Source organism: Streptomyces parvus, assembly GCF_014648875.1.
Classification (GTDB): Bacteria; Actinomycetota; Actinomycetes; order Streptomycetales; family Streptomycetaceae; genus Streptomyces; species Streptomyces parvus.
Genome location: NZ_BMRY01000006.1, coordinates 221,087 through 237,525, shown reverse-complemented (window position 1 = coordinate 237,525; position 16,439 = coordinate 221,087). Strand labels below are relative to the sequence as shown.

Annotated in this window: 17 protein-coding genes; 13 read left to right on the top strand and 4 right to left on the bottom strand. The window is 71.9% G+C overall.

Going from position 1 to position 16,439, the window contains the following annotated elements; genetic code table 11:
• The first annotated feature begins 69 nt into the window (after positions 1–69).
• Together IE140_RS20330 and IE140_RS20325 are read left to right on the top strand one after the other, a co-directional pair.
• Positions 70–798, top strand: a complete 729-nt coding sequence (locus IE140_RS20330) for an SseB family protein (RefSeq protein WP_150196980.1) — start codon at positions 70–72, stop codon at positions 796–798.
• Between the two features lie 117 nt (positions 799–915).
• Positions 916–1,629: an MIP family channel protein gene (locus IE140_RS20325; RefSeq protein ID WP_093438440.1), complete on the top strand. Its 714-nt coding sequence runs from the start codon at positions 916–918 to the stop codon at positions 1,627–1,629.
• Between the two features lie 98 nt (positions 1,630–1,727).
• On the opposite strand, the gene IE140_RS20320 is transcribed toward IE140_RS20325, so the two are convergent.
• Positions 1,728–2,090: a DUF1844 domain-containing protein gene (locus IE140_RS20320; RefSeq protein WP_006123336.1), complete on the bottom strand. Its 363-nt coding sequence runs from the start codon at positions 2,088–2,090 to the stop codon at positions 1,728–1,730.
• 333 nt (positions 2,091–2,423) lie between these two features.
• On the opposite strand from IE140_RS20320, the gene infC reads away from it, so the two are divergent.
• The 10 genes from infC (at position 2,424) to IE140_RS20270 (ending at position 12,698) form a co-directional block, all read left to right on the top strand.
• Positions 2,424–3,140: a translation initiation factor IF-3 gene (gene infC / locus IE140_RS20315; RefSeq protein ID WP_078566967.1), complete on the top strand. Its 717-nt coding sequence runs from the start codon at positions 2,424–2,426 to the stop codon at positions 3,138–3,140.
• A gap of 121 nt (positions 3,141–3,261) precedes the next feature.
• A complete protein-coding gene (gene rpmI, locus IE140_RS20310; RefSeq protein WP_003970213.1) occupies positions 3,262–3,456 on the top strand; it encodes a 50S ribosomal protein L35 in 195 nt (64 codons plus the stop codon).
• Positions 3,457–3,563: 107 nt separating this feature from the next.
• Positions 3,564–3,947, top strand: coding sequence for a 50S ribosomal protein L20 (rplT, locus tag IE140_RS20305; RefSeq protein ID WP_003970214.1), 384 nt, complete (start codon positions 3,564–3,566; stop codon positions 3,945–3,947).
• A gap of 118 nt (positions 3,948–4,065) precedes the next feature.
• The gene (locus tag IE140_RS20300) at positions 4,066–4,911 is read left to right on the top strand and encodes a TrmH family RNA methyltransferase (protein ID WP_093438437.1); all 846 of its coding nucleotides are present in this window, start codon (positions 4,066–4,068) and stop codon (positions 4,909–4,911) included.
• A 173-nt stretch (positions 4,912–5,084) separates the two neighbouring features.
• Entirely contained in the window at positions 5,085–6,242 is a 1,158-nt protein-coding gene (locus IE140_RS20295; RefSeq protein WP_109177972.1) for a sensor histidine kinase, read from the top strand.
• A gap of 115 nt (positions 6,243–6,357) precedes the next feature.
• The gene (gene pheS / locus IE140_RS20290; protein ID WP_100562204.1) at positions 6,358–7,497 is read left to right on the top strand and encodes a phenylalanine--tRNA ligase subunit alpha; all 1,140 of its coding nucleotides are present in this window, start codon (positions 6,358–6,360) and stop codon (positions 7,495–7,497) included.
• Positions 7,497–10,010: a phenylalanine--tRNA ligase subunit beta gene (gene pheT, locus IE140_RS20285; protein WP_150196979.1), complete on the top strand. Its 2,514-nt coding sequence runs from the start codon at positions 7,497–7,499 to the stop codon at positions 10,008–10,010. The genes pheS and pheT overlap by 1 nt, the downstream gene beginning before the upstream one ends.
• A gap of 421 nt (positions 10,011–10,431) precedes the next feature.
• Positions 10,432–11,784, top strand: coding sequence for an NsdA family TPR-like regulatory protein (locus tag IE140_RS20280; RefSeq protein ID WP_150196978.1), 1,353 nt, complete (start codon positions 10,432–10,434; stop codon positions 11,782–11,784).
• 87 nt (positions 11,785–11,871) lie between these two features.
• Positions 11,872–12,402 carry an NUDIX hydrolase gene (locus tag IE140_RS20275; RefSeq protein ID WP_150196977.1) on the top strand — a complete coding sequence of 177 codons (531 nt, stop codon included), beginning with the start codon at positions 11,872–11,874 and terminating at the stop codon, positions 12,400–12,402.
• Positions 12,403–12,452: 50 nt separating this feature from the next.
• Entirely contained in the window at positions 12,453–12,698 is a 246-nt protein-coding gene (locus IE140_RS20270; RefSeq protein ID WP_150196976.1) for a hypothetical protein, read from the top strand.
• Between the two features lie 86 nt (positions 12,699–12,784).
• Here IE140_RS20270 and IE140_RS20265 read toward each other — a convergent pair whose 3' ends face one another.
• Entirely contained in the window at positions 12,785–13,642 is an 858-nt protein-coding gene (locus tag IE140_RS20265; RefSeq protein WP_032775571.1) for a 3-hydroxybutyryl-CoA dehydrogenase, read from the bottom strand.
• Between the two features lie 201 nt (positions 13,643–13,843).
• Here IE140_RS20265 and IE140_RS20260 point away from each other — a divergent pair, with 201 nt between their 5' ends.
• Positions 13,844–15,148 (top strand): glycoside hydrolase family 10-like protein, encoded by a 1,305-nt coding sequence (locus IE140_RS20260; protein ID WP_150196975.1) that lies wholly within the window; start codon positions 13,844–13,846, stop codon positions 15,146–15,148.
• Positions 15,149–15,253: 105 nt separating this feature from the next.
• Here the strand turns inward: IE140_RS20260 and IE140_RS20255 are convergent, their stop codons facing one another.
• A complete protein-coding gene (locus IE140_RS20255; RefSeq protein WP_006123325.1) occupies positions 15,254–15,463 on the bottom strand; it encodes a DUF1918 domain-containing protein in 210 nt (69 codons plus the stop codon).
• Positions 15,464–15,510: 47 nt separating this feature from the next.
• Positions 15,511–16,410, bottom strand: a complete 900-nt coding sequence (locus IE140_RS20250; protein WP_229826855.1) for a DMT family transporter — start codon at positions 16,408–16,410, stop codon at positions 15,511–15,513.
• Between the last annotated feature and the right edge of the window lie 29 nt (positions 16,411–16,439).

The window sequence follows — 16,439 nt, the reverse complement described above, 5'->3', positions numbered from 1 at the left end:
ACGCCGCTGAGCACCGACGCCGCGACACCTGCGAGCAGGCCCCCGGACGCCAGGCACTACCCTCGTCCCGTGGAGCTCAAGAACATTCCGGACCCCGGTTTCTCCGACGACGACGGCTCGGCGTCCCCGGCCCTGACCAGTGCACTCGACGCCTGGTCCCGGGACCGGAGCGCCGTCGGCCCGGTCCTCACGGCCCTGCGGGACGCCCGGCTCCTGGTCCCCGTCGTCGCCGTCCTCGGCGAGGTCGAGGAGGACGAGAGGGGGCTCCGGCGCGAGAAGACCAGCGACATGGCCGTCCCCACCCTCAAGGCTGGCGAGCGGCGTGCGCTCCCCGCCTTCACCTCCACCGCCTCGCTGGCGCTCTGGGACCCGGAGGCGCGCCCCGTCGCGGTACCGCTGCACCAGGCCCTCCAGGCCGCCGCCCACGAGAAGGCCGACACCGTCGTGCTGGATCTCGCCGGGCCCGTCGCCTTCGAGCTGAGCGGGCAGGCGCTCCTGGCGCTGGCCGAGAACCGCACCAGCACCGACCCGCTCCAGGACCCCGCCGTCATCGAGGCCGTACGGGACATCGTCGCCGCCGACCCCGCGGTGGTCCGCGCCCACCTCGGCCCCGGCAGCGCGGACGGCACCCTCGCGCTCGTCCTCGCCCCGGACACCGTGCCCGCCGAGGCGGCCCGCCGCGTCGCGCAGGCCCTGTCGGCCAGTGATGTGCTGCGGGCCCGGCTGGTCAGCGGCCTGGACCTGGCCCTCCTCCCCGCCGGGACGGCCATGCCGGGGGAGCCCCTCTTCGCCCGTTGACCGCCCCTGCTCGTCGGGCCGGTACCGGCCCGACGAGCGCGAACCGCTCACCGCCGTGAGAATTGTCGGGAAAATCGGAGGAATCCGACCTACCGGACGACATCGCGAGGTGGTTCCATGCAGAAGCGGATCGTGGCGTCAGAGTTTCTCGGCACTTTGCTGCTGGTGTTCTTCGCCGTGGGGTCCGCGGTGGTCGCCGTCGAATACCTCGGCACGGTGGGCATCGCCCTCACCTTCGGCTTCACCCTCCTCGCCCTGGCCTACGCGCTCGGCCCGATCTCCGGCTGCCATGTCAACCCGGCGGTGACGCTGGGCATGCTGATGGCCGGCCGCATCGACCTCCGTACGGCCGTCGAGCGCTGGGTGGCCCAGTTCCTCGGCGCGATCGTCGGAGCCGCCCTGCTGTTCCTGCTGGCCAAGCAGATCCCCGGCCTGGAGACCAGCGGCGAGTTCGGCACGAACGGCTACGACGACCGGTCGGCCGTCGGCATCAACATCGGCGGCGCGTTCCTCGCCGAGGTCGTGCTGACGTTCCTGCTCGTCTACGTGGTCCTCGCGGTGACCCACAAGGTCGCGGTCACCGGCTTCGACGGCCTGCCCATCGGCCTGGCGCTCGCGGCGATCCACCTGGTCGGCATCCCGCTGACCGGCACCTCGGTCAACCCGGCGCGCAGCTTCGGCCCGGCGCTCTTCGCGGGCGGCGCAGCCCTCTCCCAGCTCTGGCTGTTCATCGTCGCGCCGCTGGTCGGCGGAGTCATCGCGGCCTACGCCCACCGGCTCACCCACCCCTTCCCCAACGTCCTGCCCGAGGAGACCGAGGACGCCGTCTGAGGATCCGCGAACGGTCCCGGCGCACACGCCAGGGAGCCCGCCGCCCCACGGGGGGGACGGCGGGCTCCCTGGCGTACGTACGGGAATGGGGCGGGCGGCTAGCCGTAGACGGGACCGGTGTACTTCTCGCCCGGGCCGTGGCCGGGCTCGTCCGGCACCAGCGAGGCCTCGCGGAAGGCGAGCTGGAGCGACTTCAGGCCGTCGCGCAGCGGCGAGGCGTGGAAGGTGCTGATCTCCGTGGTGCTCGCGTCCAGCAGTCCGGCCAGGGCGTGGACCAGCTTGCGGGCCTCGTCGAGGTCCTTGTGGTCCTCGCCCTCCTCGGTGAGGCCGAGCTTCACGGCGGCCGCGCTCATCAGGTTGACGGCGACCGTCACGATCACCTCGACCGCGGGGACCTCCGCGATGTCGCGGGCCATGTCGTCGAAGCCGGGGTTCTCACTGCTGGGGGTCGCGTCGCTCATGCCCACACGATAAGGCCAGGCCACCGCCCTCCCGTCCGCGGGCGTCCCTCCGGCCTCCGTGGTGCGGGCCCCGGGGATCGTGCGGTAGTCTGGTGGAACGACCGGCCGGACATCTATGTGCCCGGCCCACAAGTGGAGGCTCCGATCTCCCACCTGGCTGTCCGTTCAGGACGGCGGGTCACCGGTCAGGCGGCGACCATCGTTCCGTACGGACGATGGGCCCGCCCGATAGCCCCGCGGTTCACCGCGGCGGTGTTCCGGTAGTTCCTGGAGCCTCGCCTTGTGTCCCGTCCGGGGCATTTTTGCGGTTCCGGCGCGGTTGGTCTTGACGTTATAAGACGTTACGCGGCTGTCCGCCAGGCGGTCGCGTGGTGCTACCGAGGAGGATCCATCAGCGCCGAGCCCCGCATCAACGACCGGATTCGCGTTCCCGAGGTCCGACTTGTCGGTCCCAGCGGCGAGCAGGTCGGGATTGTTCCGCTTGCCAAGGCCCTGGAACTCGCACAGGAGTACGACCTCGACCTGGTCGAGGTGGCGGCGACAGCCCGTCCGCCCGTGTGCAAGCTCATGGACTACGGGAAGTTCAAGTACGAGTCGGCCATGAAGGCCCGTGAGGCGCGCAAGAACCAGGCGCACACGGTCATCAAGGAGATGAAGCTCCGGCCGAAGATCGACCCGCACGACTATGACACCAAGAAGGGTCACGTCGTCCGGTTCCTCAAGCAGGGCGACAAGGTCAAGATCACGATCATGTTCCGCGGTCGTGAGCAGTCCCGTCCTGAGCTGGGCTTCCGACTGCTCCAGCGTCTCGCTTCGGACGTCGAGGACCTGGGCTTCATCGAGTCCAACCCGAAGCAGGACGGCCGGAACATGATCATGGTTCTGGGCCCGCACAAGAAGAAGACCGAAGCCATGGCCGAAGCCCGTGAGGCCCAGGCCGCCCGCAAGGCGGGGCGTCAGGGTTCCTCCGACGCCGCGTCCGAGGGCGAGACCGCCGAGGCCCAGGCCGACGCGGCCGAGGCTCCGGCCGAGACACCTTCCGAGGCGTGACCTTCGGGGGCCGCCACCCAGGCGCCCCCGGGTCATCCCGGAACCCCATAGAGATCTGACGCCCCTGCAGTCCGGTGCTCCGCACCGTGAGGGGCGCCACTGACGAGGAGAGAACGGCGCGATGCCGAAGAACAAGACGCACAGCGGTGCCAGCAAGCGCTTCAAGATCACCGGCTCCGGCAAGGTGCTCCGCGAGAGGGCCGGCAAGCGCCACCTGCTCGAGCACAAGTCGTCCAAGAAGACCCGCTCGCTGACCGGCACGGTCGTCGTGGCTCCGGCCGACGCCAAGAAGATCAAGAAGCTTCTCGGCAAGTGAGGCCCGGCCTCCGGCTCGCCCCGGAGGCACGACCTCGATCACACCGGGACCAATTCGTTTCCGGGCCGTGTGAAGACACCCACGGCCCCGCTACAAGGAGTTAACAAGTGGCACGCGTCAAGCGGGCAGTCAACGCCCACAAGAAGCGCCGGGCAATCCTCGAAGCCGCCAGCGGCTACCGCGGTCAGCGCTCGCGTCTGTACCGCAAGGCCAAGGAGCAGGTCACCCACTCCCTGGTCTACAACTACAACGACCGCAAGAAGCGCAAGGGCGACTTCCGTCAGCTGTGGATCCAGCGCATCAACGCCGCTGCCCGCCAGAACGGCATGACGTACAACCGCCTCATCCAGGGTCTGAAGGCCGCCAACATCGAGGTGGACCGCAAGATCCTGGCCGAGCTCGCGGTCAACGACGCCAACGCGTTCGCCGCCCTCGTCGAGGTCGCCCAGAAGGCCCTCCCGAGCGACGTCAACGCCCCGAAGGCCGCCTGATCCAGGCACCGCCTTCCCAGGCAGTACGTGAACCGGACCCGCAGGCGCACGCCGCCTGCGGGTCCGGTGCGTTGCCGCTGAACCCCACCGCCGTACGCAGAGAGGCTCGCCGCCGACCATGGGCACCCCCGAACTGATCTCCCCGCGCTCCCCCCGCGTCGCCGCCGCCCGTCGGCTGGCCCGCCGCAACTTCCGGGGCAAGGAGCGCAGGTTCATCGCCGAGGGGCCCCAGGCCGTACGCGAGGCCGCCGCCCACCGCGGCGGGGACGGTGAGCCGACCCTCATCGAGCTGTTCGCCACCCCCGAGGCCGCCGACCGGTACGCCGACATCGTCGAGGCCGCCCACACGGCGGGCGCCCGGGTCCACCTGGCCGACGCCGACGTCCTCGCCGACGTCTCCCAGACCGTCACCCCACAGGGCCTCATCGGCGTCTGCCGTTTCCTGGACTCCCCGTTCCAGGAGATCCTGGACGCCCGGCCCACCCTGGTGGCCGTTCTGGCCAACGTCCGCGACCCCGGGAACGCCGGTACGGTCCTGCGCTGCGCGGACGCCGCCGGCGCGGACGCGGTGATCCTCACCGACGCCTCCGTCGACCTCTACAACCCCAAGTCCGTACGCGCCTCGGTCGGTTCGCTCTTCCACCTCCCCGTCGCCGTCGGCATCCCCGTCGACCAGGCCGTCCAGGGCCTGCGCGACGCCGGGGTGCGGATCCTCGCCGCCGACGGCGCCGGCGCCGACGACCTGGACGACGAGCTGGACGCGGGCACCATGGGCACCCCCACCGCCTGGATCTTCGGCAACGAGGCCTGGGGGCTCCCCGAGGAGACCCGCGCGCTCGCCGACGCCGTCGTCCGCGTCCCCATCCACGGCAAGGCGGAGAGCCTCAACCTGGCCACCGCCGCCGCCGTCTGCCTCTACGCCTCCGCCCGCGCGCAGCGTCCGCGACGCGCCCCCGACGCGTAACCCAGCGCCGTCCTCACCGCCCGTCAGCACACGATCCCGGCCATTCCCGCGCCCCCTCCCACCGGCGCACTCCCCTCCGCGCCCCCACAGGGTGTCGCGGGTTCACCGACGACTAGTAGGGTGACGAACTCGGGGGCCCACTGCACCTGTTCGAGAGGTGGGGATACGGGAAGATGGCTGTCGGCATGAGCTCGCCGCGACCGGCGCGCACCGCCGCCGTGCGCGCCGCGGCCGAGGAACCGGCCGGTCCTGCGGCCGGTCCGGACGGTCTCGCCGGTGGCCTCGACCCGGACGATCTTCCCGACGGTCTCGTCGTCGCCGACGAGCGCGGACACGTCGTCTGCTTCAACACCGCCGCCGCCCGGATCACCGCCACCTCCCGCGCCGACGCGATCGGCCGGCCGCTGGACACCGTCCTCCCGCTGGAGGACCTCAAGGGGAAGCGCTGGTGGCCGCTGACCGACCCGTACGGCGGTCTCGCCACCCGCAACGGCCAGCCCGAACGCAATCTCCTGCTGCCCGGGGGCCGTGAGGTGCTGGTCTCCGCCCGCTACGTACGCGAGCACCCGACCGGGCCGGTGCGCCGGGTCGTGGTCTGCCTGCGGGGGACCGAGGCCCGCCGGCGTACCGAACGCAGCCACGCCGAACTGATCGCCACCGTCGCCCACGAGCTGCGCTCCCCGCTGACCTCCGTCAAAGGGTTCACCGCCACGCTGCTCGCCAAGTGGGAGAGGTTCACCGACGACCAGAAGCGGCTGATGCTGGAGACCGTCGACGCCGACGCCGGCCGGGTCACCCGGCTCATCGCCGAACTGCTCGACATCTCCCGCATCGACTCCGGGCGGCTGGAGCTGCGCCGCCAGCCCGTCGACATCGCCGCCGCCGTGGCCCGGCACATCCAGGCGCTCATCACCGGCGGCCAGGCCGCCGAGCGCTTCCTCGTCCGCACCCGCGGACCGCTGCCCGACCTGTGGGCCGACCCCGACAAGGTCGACCAGGTCCTCGGCAACCTCCTGGAAAACGCGGTGCGCCACGGCGAGGGAACCGTCACCATTGAGATCGCCCCGGCACCCGCGCCGGGCGCCGACGACGAGATGGGAACGGCTGTCACCGTGAGCGACGAAGGCCCCGGCATCCCCGAGGAGTCGATGAGCCGCGTCTTCACCCGCTTCTGGCGGGGCAGCAAGCGCGGCGGCACGGGCCTGGGCCTCTACATCGTCAAGGGCATCGTCGAGGCCCACGGTGGCACCATCACCGTCGACCGGGGGCCCCGCGGCGGAGCCGAGTTCCGATTTATTCTGCCCGTGGCCCTGCCCGCCTACCTGGTGTGAGCAGCCCACGGGCGCCCCGACCGTCCTGCGGCCCGTAGACTCGACCTTTGGCACCTTTGCGTCCAGCGGTCTCCGGCCGGGTCGCGCCATCAGCCAATCGGAAGCACGGGAAGAGATGTCGGCACCGAACAAGTCGTACGACCCAGTCGAGGTCGAGGCACTGAAACCGGAAGAGATCGAGCGCATGCGGGACGAGGCGTTCGCCGCCTTCGCCGCCGCCGGTGACCTCGACGCGCTCGCCCAGGCGAAGACCGCGCACACCGGAGGTACCTCGCCGCTGTCCCTCGCCAACCGCGAGATCGGCGCCCTGCCCCCGCAGGCCAAGGCCGAGGCGGGCAAGCGCGTGGGCCAGGCCCGCGGCGCCGTCTCCAAGGCGCTGGCCGCCCGCCAGGCCGAGCTGGAGGCCGAGCGCGACGCCCGGGTGCTCGTCGAGGAGGCCGTGGACGTCACGCTGCCCTACGACCGCACCCCGGCCGGCGCCCGCCACCCGCTGACGACGTTCATGGAGCGCGTCGCGGACGTCTTCGTGGCCATGGGCTACGAGATCGCCGAGGGCCCCGAGGTCGAGGCGGAGTGGTTCAACTTCGACGCCCTGAACTTCGTGCCCGACCACCCGGCCCGCCAGATGCAGGACACCTTCTTCGTCCAGGGCACCACGCCCGACGGCAAGGTGACCGAGGGCGACGAGTCCGGCGTCGTGCTGCGTACGCACACCTCCCCGGTCCAGGCCCGCTCGCTCCTGGAGCGCAAGCCCCCCGTCTACGTGGTCTGCCCCGGCCGGGTCTACCGCACCGACGAGCTGGACGCCACGCACACCCCGGTCTTCCACCAGATCGAGCTGCTCGCCGTCGACGAGGGCCTGACCATGGCCGACCTCAAGGGCACCCTCGACCACATGGTCCAGGCGCTCTTCGGCCCGGACATGAAGACCCGGCTGCGGCCGAACTTCTTCCCGTTCACCGAGCCGTCCGCCGAGATGGACATGGTCTGCTACGTCTGCCGCGGCGAGTCCGTCGGCAACCCCGACCGCCCCTGCCGCACCTGCGGCAGCGAGGGCTGGATCGAGCTGGGCGGCTGCGGCATGGTCAACCCCAAGGTGCTCACCGCCTGTGGCGTCGACCCCCAGAAGTACAGCGGATTCGCCTTCGGGTTCGGCATCGAACGGATGCTGATGTTCCGCCACAACGTCGAAGACATGCGAGACATGGTCGAGGGTGACGTCCGGTTCACCCGGCCGTTCGGGATGGAGATCTGATGCGCGTCCCGCTTTCCTGGCTGCGGGAGTACGTCGACCTGCCGGAGACGGAGACCGGCCGTGACGTCCAGGCCAAGCTCGTCTCCGTCGGCCTCGAGGTCGAGACCGTCGAGCAGATCGGCGCGGGCCTCAAGGGCCCCCTGGTCGTCGGACAGGTCCTGACCATCGAGGAGCTGGAGGGGTTCAAGAAGCCCATCCGCTTCTGCACCGTCGACGTCGGCACCGCCAACGGCACCGGCGAACCGCAGGAGATCGTCTGCGGCGCCCGTAACTTCTCGGTCGGCGACAAGGTCGTCGTGGTCCTCCCGGGCGCGGTCCTGCCCGGCGACTTCGCGATCGCCGCGCGCAAGACGTACGGCAAGACCTCGCACGGCATGATCTGCTCCACCGACGAGCTCGGCATGGGCGACGACGGCACCCACGGCATCATCGTGCTGCCGCCGGAGCACGAGGTCGGCACCGACGCGATCGAGCTGCTCCAGCTCGTCGACGAGGTCCTCGACATCGCCGTCACCCCGGACCGCGGCTACTGCCTCTCCATGCGCGGTGTCGCCCGCGAGACCGCGACCGCCTACGGGCTGCCGCTGCGCGACCCGGCGCTGCTGGACGTGCCCGCGCCGAACGCGTACGGCTACCCGGTCCAGATCAGCGACCCGATCGGCTGCGACCGCTTCACCGCCCGCACCGTCACGGGTCTCCAGCCCGAGGCCCGCTCGCCGATCTGGATGCAGCGCCGGCTGCAGAAGGCCGGGATGCGGCCGATCTCGCTGGCCGTCGACATCACCAACTACGTGATGCTGGAGCTCGGCCAGCCGCTGCACGCCTACGACCGCAACCGGGTCGACGGGCCGATCGGCGTGCGCCGCGCCACCCAGGGCGAGAAGCTCACCACCCTGGACGGCACCGTCCGCGTGCTGGACGCCGAGGACCTGGTCATCACCGACAACCGCGGGCCCATCGGCCTCGCGGGCGTCATGGGCGGCGCCAACACCGAGATCGCCGACGCGGACGGCGAGCACGCGCTGACCACCGAGGTCGTCATCGAGGCCGCGCACTTCGACGCGATCTCGATCGCCCGCACCGCGCGCCGCCACAAGCTGTCCTCCGAGGCGTCCAAGCGCTTCGAGCGCGGCGCCGACCCGCAGGCCGCCGCGGCAGCGGCGCAGCGCACGGTGGACCTGCTGGTCCTCCTCGCGGGCGGCACCGCCGAGGCCGGGGTCACCGAGATCACCTCGCCGCACGCGCCGCGCACCATCGCCATGCCGGCGAACCACCCGGACACGGTGGCCGGTGTGGAGTACGGCCGCGAGACCGTCGTCCGCCGCCTCCAGGAGGTCGGCTGCGACGTCTACGGGCAGGACGAACTGATCGTCACCGTCCCGTCCTGGCGGCCCGACCTGAACGAGCCGAACGACCTGGCCGAAGAGGTCATCCGGCTGGAGGGCTACGAGAACCTGCCCTCCACGCTGCCCACGCCCCCCTCCGGGCGCGGTCTCACCGGCCGGCAGCGGCTGCACCGCCGCATCGGCCGGGTGCTGGCCGGAGCCGGTTACGTCGAGGCGCTCAGCTACCCGTTCATCGGCGACGCGGTCCTCGACCAGTTCGGCCTGGAGGCGGACGACGCCCGCCGCCGCACGGTCAAGCTGGTCAACCCGCTCTCCGACGAGGAGCCGGCGCTGCGCACCACGCTGCTGCCGGGCCTCCTCGGCGCCCTGCGGCGCAACGACGGCCGCGGCAGCCACGACCTGGCGCTCTTCGAGACGGGCCTGGTCTTCCGGCCGACAGGCGAGGAGACGCAGGCCGTCCGGCTGCCCGTCGACCGCCGCCCCACCGACGAGGAGATCGCCGGTCTGGACGCGGCCCTGCCGCGTCAGCCGCGCCGCGCCGCCGTCGTCCTCGCGGGCGCCCGCGAGCAGGCCGGCTGGTGGGGCAAGGGCACCCCGGCGACCTGGGCCGACGCCGTCGAGGCGGCCCGCCTGATCGCCGCGGAGGCCGGTGTCGAGGTCATCGTCCGCGCCGACCAGCACGCCCCGTGGCACCCGGGCCGCTGCGCCGCGCTGTACGTCAACGTGAACGGCGAGGAGACCCTCTTCGGACACGCGGGCGAGCTGCACCCGCGCGTGATCAAGGCGCTGCACCTGCCCGAGCGGACCTGCGCCGCCGAGGTCGAGCTGGACGTCCTGGAACAGGCCGTCGACGGAGCGCTCCAGGCGCCGAGGATCTCCACCTTCCCGGTGGCGACCCAGGATGTCGCGCTCGTCGTCGCCGGGGATGTCCCGGCCGCCGACGTGGAGGCGGCGCTGCGCGAGGGCGCGGGTGAACTCCTCGAATCGCTGCGGCTGTTCGACGTCTTCACCGGCGAGCAGATCGGCGGGGGCAACAAGTCCCTGGCGTACGCGCTGCGCTTCCGCGCCGCCGACCGCACGCTGACCGTCGAGGAGGCCTCGGCCGCCCGCGACAGCGCGGTGGCCCTGGCCGCCGAGCGTACGGGCGCGGTGCTGCGCGGGGCGTGACACCCAGGTGCCACGGCGTTGAGAAGGGGCGTATCCGGCCACCGGATACGCCCCTTCTCCGTCCCGCCGATCGGCGGAGGGACCACACGCCGGATCCGGAGCGGGAACCGGGAGGAAGCGCGGTTCCGGCCGCCGTTCCGCAGCCACCCTCCTTCGTCGTCGGTCAGTGGGCCGTGCGGTCCGGGCGCCGTCCGCACCGCCTCGGAGTGTCGGGCAGGTAGCGGTGCGGACGGCGCGGGTGCGGGTCGTGGGCCGTTACGAGGGGGAGCCGACGACCCGGCCGCCTCTTGCGAGGGAGTTCATTCAACCGAGCCCGGGACCCGCGCGGCAGAGCGCACAGCAGGAGGGTTCGGGCATTCCGTTCACACCCCGTGTGAATCGTGCTCCACTAGGCTCATTGCGACACGCACCTGGGGGGACGATGGAGCCCAATGTCCTGCTCGAATCGTTGATCGAGGAGTCCGGTGTCTCCCGGGCGGGCCTCGCCGGTCACGTCAACCGGGCGGGCCGGTCCCGCGGGCTGGCCCTGCGGTACGAACACACCGCCGTTTCTCGCTGGCTCAAGGGCCAGCGCCCGCGCGGCCAGGTGCCGGACCTGATCTGCGAGGTGCTGGCCGGACGGCTGGGCAGGCCGGTCGGGCTCGACGACATCGGGATGGGCGCGTCGGCGTCATCCGCGGGGACGGACGCCGGCACCGCGAGCGCCTCCCTCTCCGGGTTCGTCGAGCGGGCCACCGCGCTGTGGCGTTCCGATGAACAGCGGCGCCCGCACCTCGCCGCCGTCCCCGCCGTCACGGGGACCTCGGCGGTGATGCCGGTCTGGGAGTGGGAGAACCCGCCGGAGGACACCGACGTCTCCCGTCCCGGCCCCGGCCGGGTGAGCCCCGCCGACATAGCGATGCTCAAGGCGGCCCGCGACCACTACGAGCAGATGTACCGCAAGACGGGCGGCATCGCGACCAGATCCCGGATCGTCCGCTTCCTCAACGCGGAGGCCGCGCCGCTGCTGCGCGGCGGCCACAGCGACGCGCTCGGCCGCAGCCTGCACCGGGCGACGGCGGGCCTGGTCGCGGTGGCGGGCATCTGCGCCTACGACTCCGACGCCCACGGTCTCGCCCAGCGCTACTTCCACCAGGCGCTGCGGCTCGCCAAGTCCAGCGGCGACCGGGGGCTCGGCGGCTATGTGATCGCTCTGCTGGTCACCCAGTCGCTGTTCCTCGGCGACTACCGCCGCTCCATCGCGTTCGCCGAGGCCGCGCTGCGGGCCGCCGGCGGCCACATCACCCCGGCCCTCGCCGCCGATCTGCACGCCATGCAGGCCAAGGCGTACGCCCAGCTCGGCGACGCGGCGAGCGCCCGCGCCTGCATCGGGCGGGCCGAGGCCCAGGCGGGCCGGATCCACACCGGCCGGGAGCCGGACGAGACCGGGTACGTCCAGCCGGGCCTGGTCGACGTCCAGGTGGCCGAGGCGCTCATCTGTCTCGGCGATCTGTCCGCCGCCCGGGAGCACGCGGCCTCCGCCGTGCGCGCCCCGGCGCACGACCGGGGGCGCGTGCACCGCCTCGCGATGCTCAGTCATATCGAGCTGCTCCAGCGCGAGGCCGACCGCGCGGCCGGTACAGCTGCCGAAATGGCCGTACGGGCCCGGGGAATGGAGTCCCAGCGGCTGCGCGACCGGCTGCGGCAGGTCCGCGGCGAGCTGGCCGCGAGCGGCTGCGCCGACGCCGTCGAAACCACCGATCTCATCGACGAGGCGCTCCGCGTGCCTCTGTGAGCTCCGCCGACGCCCCCGTCGTCCGTTCCCTCCGACTGCCGAGCCTGCTGGCATGTTGACCCCAACATGTCGAAAGGCGGCAGAACCGTGCAGTGGACGAACTTAAGCGAACAGAATGTGTATCAGAACCCGTGGTTCCGGGTGAATCTGGCGGATGTCGAGCTGCCCGACGGCAGCCACCTCGATCATTTCGTCATCCGGCTGCGCCCCGTCGCGGCCGCCACGGTCGTCAACGAGGCGAACGAGGTGCTGCTGCTCTGGCGGCACCGGTTCATCACCGACAGCTGGGGGTGGGAGCTGGCCGCGGGCGTCGTCGAGGACGGCGAGGACATCGCGTCGGCGGCGGCCCGCGAGATGGAGGAGGAGACCGGCTGGCGCCCCGGCGAGCTGCGCCCCCTGCTCACCGTGGAACCGTCGAACGGCCTCACCGACGCCCGCCACCACCTCTACTGGTCCGACGAGGCCCACTGGACCGGCCGGCCGCAGGACGCCTTCGAGTCGTCGCGCCGCGAGTGGATACCCCTCAAGGTGGTCCCGGACATGATCGCCCGGGGCGAGGTGCCCGCAGCGAACATGGCGGCCGCGCTGCTGATGCTGCACCATCTGAGACTGGGCTGAGCCGGGCCCCGTAACCCAGTCCCTGTGTGCCACGACCTCCGAGGAGGAGAATGCGATTCCTTGTCCGGGCCGACCGCGACATGACCGTGGTGTTCGAGCCCACAGCGGAGGAGGTCTCCCTGAAACCGGGCGAGACCCTCACCGTGGAGTGGTTCGCCGAGAAGACGGACGGGATGGTCTCGCTGGAGGAGGGGGACCTCGTCGTGTCGGCCCCGAGCGGCGGGTACACCCGCGTCTGGGGGTCCGACGGGGCGGAGATCTACGTCGGCCCCGACTCGGGCGGCGACGCATGGTGATCGACGCCTCGGCCGTACGGTCCTGACCTCGGAAAAGTGCTGTGGCGGGCCCGGCCGCGTGAGCGTCGGGCCCGCCACCGGGACGGTCAGTAGGCGTAGAAGCCCGAGCCGGTCTTCCGGCCGAGGCGCCCCGCGTCGACCATGCGCTGGAGGAGAGGCGGGGCGGCGTACAGCGGCTCCTTGTACTCGGCGTACATCGAGTCCGCGACTGAGGCCACGGTGTCCAGGCCGATCAGGTCCGCCAGCTTGAGCGGGCCCATCGGGTGGGCGCAGCCCATCTCCATGCCGTTGTCGATGTCCTCGCGGCTGGCGATGCCCGACTCGAACATCCGGATCGCGGAGAGCAGATACGGGATCAGCAGCGCGTTCACGACGAACCCGGACCGGTCCTGGGCGCGGATCGGGTGCTTGCCGAGCACGTCCTGCACCACGGCCTCGGCGCGCTTGATCGTCTCGTCCGACGTGGTCAGCGCCGGGATCAGCTCGACGAGCTTCTGCACCGGTGCCGGGTTGAAGAAGTGGATGCCGATGACCCGGTCCGGGCGCGAGGTGGCGACGGCCAGCTTCACCAGCGGGATCGAGGAGGTGTTGGACGCCAGGATCGCGTCCTGCCGGGTCACCACCTGGTCGAGCACCTGGAAGATCTCCGTCTTGACCTGCTCGTTCTCCACGACGGCCTCGATGACGAGATCGCGGTCGGCGAACTCCCCGAGGTCGGTGGTGAAGCTCAGCCGGCCGAGGGTCTCGTCCCGCTCCTCCGCCGTGATCTTGCCGCGTTCGGCGGCCTTCGAGAGGGAGTTGTGCAGACGGGTGCGGCCGATCTCCAGCGCTTCGCCGGTGGTCTCGGCGACCTTCACTTCGAGGCCGCTGCGCGCGCACACCTCCGCGATACCTGCGCCCATCTGGCCACAGCCCACCACTCCGACGCGTGCAATGTCGGCCATAAGGTCCGTCACCTCGTGCCTTTCGCTGTTCTCCGTATCGCAGGGTCCCGTGTGATTCCGGTGCCCGCCTCGACCCCACGACGTTACTCCGAATGCCGACGCGAACGTCCCGCGGGTCATGACGGCTACGGATGGGCATGATGCGGTTACGTGGAGCCATCGGAGTCGGGTGCGGGACACGGCGGAGAGAGGTGGGCCGGGATGCGGCGCACGGGTGTGGCGAGAAGGGCGTTCGTACTGAGCGCGGCGGGACTGCTGGCGGCGATGACGACCGCAGGTGACGCGGTCGCCTCCCCGTCGGGGCGGCGGAAGGGTGGCGGGCTTCCGTGGGCGGCGGGCGAGGTGCGCGGCATGTGGATCGCCACCGTCGCCAACATCGACTGGCCCTCGAAGCCGGGCCTCACGGCGGTACAGCAGGAGGCCGAGCTCTTCGCCTACCTGGACCGGGCGGTGGAGCTGCGGCTCAACACGGCGGTGTTCCAGGTCCGGCCGACCGCCGACGCCCTGTGGCCCTCGCCGTACGAGCCGTGGGCCGACTGTCTCACCGGCACCCAGGGCAAGGACCCGGGCTGGGACCCGCTCGGCACGGCGGTGCGCGCGGCGCACGACCGGAGCCTGGAGCTGCACGCCTGGTTCAACCCGTACCGGGTGGCGAACCACACGGACCCGTCCCGCCTGATCGCCTCCCACCCGGCCCGGCTCAACCCGGGCTGGACCGTGCCGTACGGAGGGAAGCTCTACTACAACCCCGGCCTGCCCGAGGTCCGTCGCTTCGTCCAGGACGCGATGCTCGACGCCGTGCGCCGCTACGACATCGACGCCGTGCACTGGGACGACTACTTCTACCCGTATCCGGTGGCCGGGCAGACCTTCGACGACGACACGGCGTTCGCGCGGTACGGCGGCGGCTTCGCCGACCGGGCGGCCTGGCGGCGCGACAACATCGACCGGCTCGTGCGCGAGACGGGGGAGCGGATCCGGGCGATCAAGCCGCACGTCCGCTTCGGGATCAGCCCCTTCGCGGTCTGGCGCAACAAGGAGACCGATCCGCTGGGGTCGGACACACGGGCGGGCGTGCAGACCTACGACGACCTGCACGCCGACACCCGCAAGTGGGTCAAGGAGGGCTGGATCGACTACATCTGCCCGCAGATCTACTGGCACATCGGCCAGACCGCCGCCGACTACGCCAAGGTCCTCGCCTGGTGGAGCGCGACCGTGCGGGGCACGGGCGTCGAGCTTTACGTGGGCGAGGCGCTGTACAAGGCGGGTGACCCCGCCCAGGCAGCCGCCTGGCAGGACCCGGTGGAGCTCTCCCGCCACCTCGCCCTCGCCCGTGACCACGAGGAGGCGGGCGGCCATGTCTTCTTCTCCGGGAAGAGCGTGATGGCGGACCGGATCGGCGCGATGCGACGCGTGGTGGCCGACCACTACCAGGACCGGGTCCGGCTCTACCCGGACCGGGGCCGCGCCCGCTCCCGCCGTCGGGGCCGGTTCCCGGGGTGAGCCGCCCGGGGCGGTTCGCGGACTGAGCCGCTGGGAACGGTTCCCGGGCTGAGCCGTCCACGCCGCGGGCCGGGACCCTTCTGTGCGGTCCCGGCCCCGGCGCTGTTACCGCGTCTGCTCGTCCTTCGGCGCCTCCATGTGCTGGACGACGCTGTCGGGGCCCGGTGACATCAGGTGTTCATGGCCGTCGTCGAAGCGGAGCCGGTACGGGGGAGCGCCCCCGTCACCGAGCACCTCGATGATCTCGGCGACCCGGTCGTGCTGTCCCACGGTCCTGCCGTGCATCAGCAGCCGGTCGCCCGTGTGTGCCTCCATCGGGAGCGACCTCCTCACAGGGGGAGACGGTGTCCGTGTCGACAAGTCTATGACCGTAAGGGCCGGGATTCCCGTCCTGACCGTACGGTCCCGGCTTCCCGCCCCGCGCGGCGGCCGGCCCGCTGGGTGGCGGCGATGCAGACGAGTACGGCCACCGCCGCGACCGGAGCCGCCGCCGAGAGCTCCTCGCCGAGCAGGAGGAACGACCACACGAGCGTCAGCAGCGGCTGGGCGAGCTGGAGCTGACTGGCGCGGGCCACCCCGATCGCCGCCATCCCCCGGTACCAGACGTACAGCCCGAGGAACGTCGATCCGGCGGCGACCCAGACCAGGCCGAGGACGCCGTGGGCGTTCAGGTGCACGGGTTCGAGCGGCAGGGCGATCAGGCTGCCCGCCACCGCGAGCGGCAGGCACAGGACCAGCGCCCAGCCGATCACCTGCCACCCCGGCATCACCCGGGCCAGCCGGCCGCCCTCGGTGTATCCGGCCGCGCAGACCAGCAGAGCGCCGAACAGATACAGGTCGCCGGTCGTCAGGGCGCCGCCGCTCTGCTGCACGGTGAAGGCGATCACCACGGCCGCCCCGGCGAGGGCCGCGATCCAGAACGCGCGCGAGGGCCGCTCGCCGGTGCGCAGGGATCCCAGCACCGCCGTGGTCAGCGGCAGCAGACCCACGACCACGGCCGCGTGCGAGGTGGTGGAGGTCTGCAGGGCCAGCGTCGTCAGCAGAGGGAAGCCCACCACCACCCCACCCCCGACCACCGCGAGCCCGGCCCAGTGGCGGCGCGCGGGCAACGGGACGCGCGCGGCCAGCAGCACCCCGCCCGCGACCAGGGCGGCCAGCACGCTGCGCAGCGCCACCAGGGACCAGGGGCCGAAGCTCTCCAGCCCCCAGGCCGTGGCCGGGAAGGTGAGCGAGAACGCCACGACGCCGAGCCCGGCGAGCACGGTCCCGCTCCGGCCGGCCGAAGGAGCGG

Excerpts from the sequence above, each read along its gene's own strand:
- IE140_RS20325 (WP_093438440.1), top strand. The coding sequence starts at position 916 with ATGCAGAAGCGGATCGTGGCGTCAGAGTTTCTCGGCACTTTGCTGCTG.
- IE140_RS20320 (WP_006123336.1), bottom strand. The coding sequence starts at position 2,090 with ATGAGCGACGCGACCCCCAGCAGTGAGAACCCCGGCTTCGACGACATG.
- rpmI (WP_003970213.1), top strand. The coding sequence starts at position 3,262 with ATGCCGAAGAACAAGACGCACAGCGGTGCCAGCAAGCGCTTCAAGATC.
- IE140_RS20300 (WP_093438437.1), top strand. The coding sequence starts at position 4,066 with ATGGGCACCCCCGAACTGATCTCCCCGCGCTCCCCCCGCGTCGCCGCC.
- IE140_RS20295 (WP_109177972.1), top strand. The coding sequence starts at position 5,085 with ATGGCTGTCGGCATGAGCTCGCCGCGACCGGCGCGCACCGCCGCCGTG.
- pheS (WP_100562204.1), top strand. The coding sequence starts at position 6,358 with ATGTCGGCACCGAACAAGTCGTACGACCCAGTCGAGGTCGAGGCACTG.
- pheT (WP_150196979.1), top strand. The coding sequence starts at position 7,497 with ATGCGCGTCCCGCTTTCCTGGCTGCGGGAGTACGTCGACCTGCCGGAG.
- IE140_RS20280 (WP_150196978.1), top strand. The coding sequence starts at position 10,432 with ATGGAGCCCAATGTCCTGCTCGAATCGTTGATCGAGGAGTCCGGTGTC.
- IE140_RS20270 (WP_150196976.1), top strand. The coding sequence starts at position 12,453 with ATGCGATTCCTTGTCCGGGCCGACCGCGACATGACCGTGGTGTTCGAG.
- IE140_RS20265 (WP_032775571.1), bottom strand. The coding sequence starts at position 13,642 with ATGGCCGACATTGCACGCGTCGGAGTGGTGGGCTGTGGCCAGATGGGC.
- IE140_RS20260 (WP_150196975.1), top strand. The coding sequence starts at position 13,844 with ATGCGGCGCACGGGTGTGGCGAGAAGGGCGTTCGTACTGAGCGCGGCG.
- IE140_RS20255 (WP_006123325.1), bottom strand. The coding sequence starts at position 15,463 with ATGGAGGCACACACGGGCGACCGGCTGCTGATGCACGGCAGGACCGTG.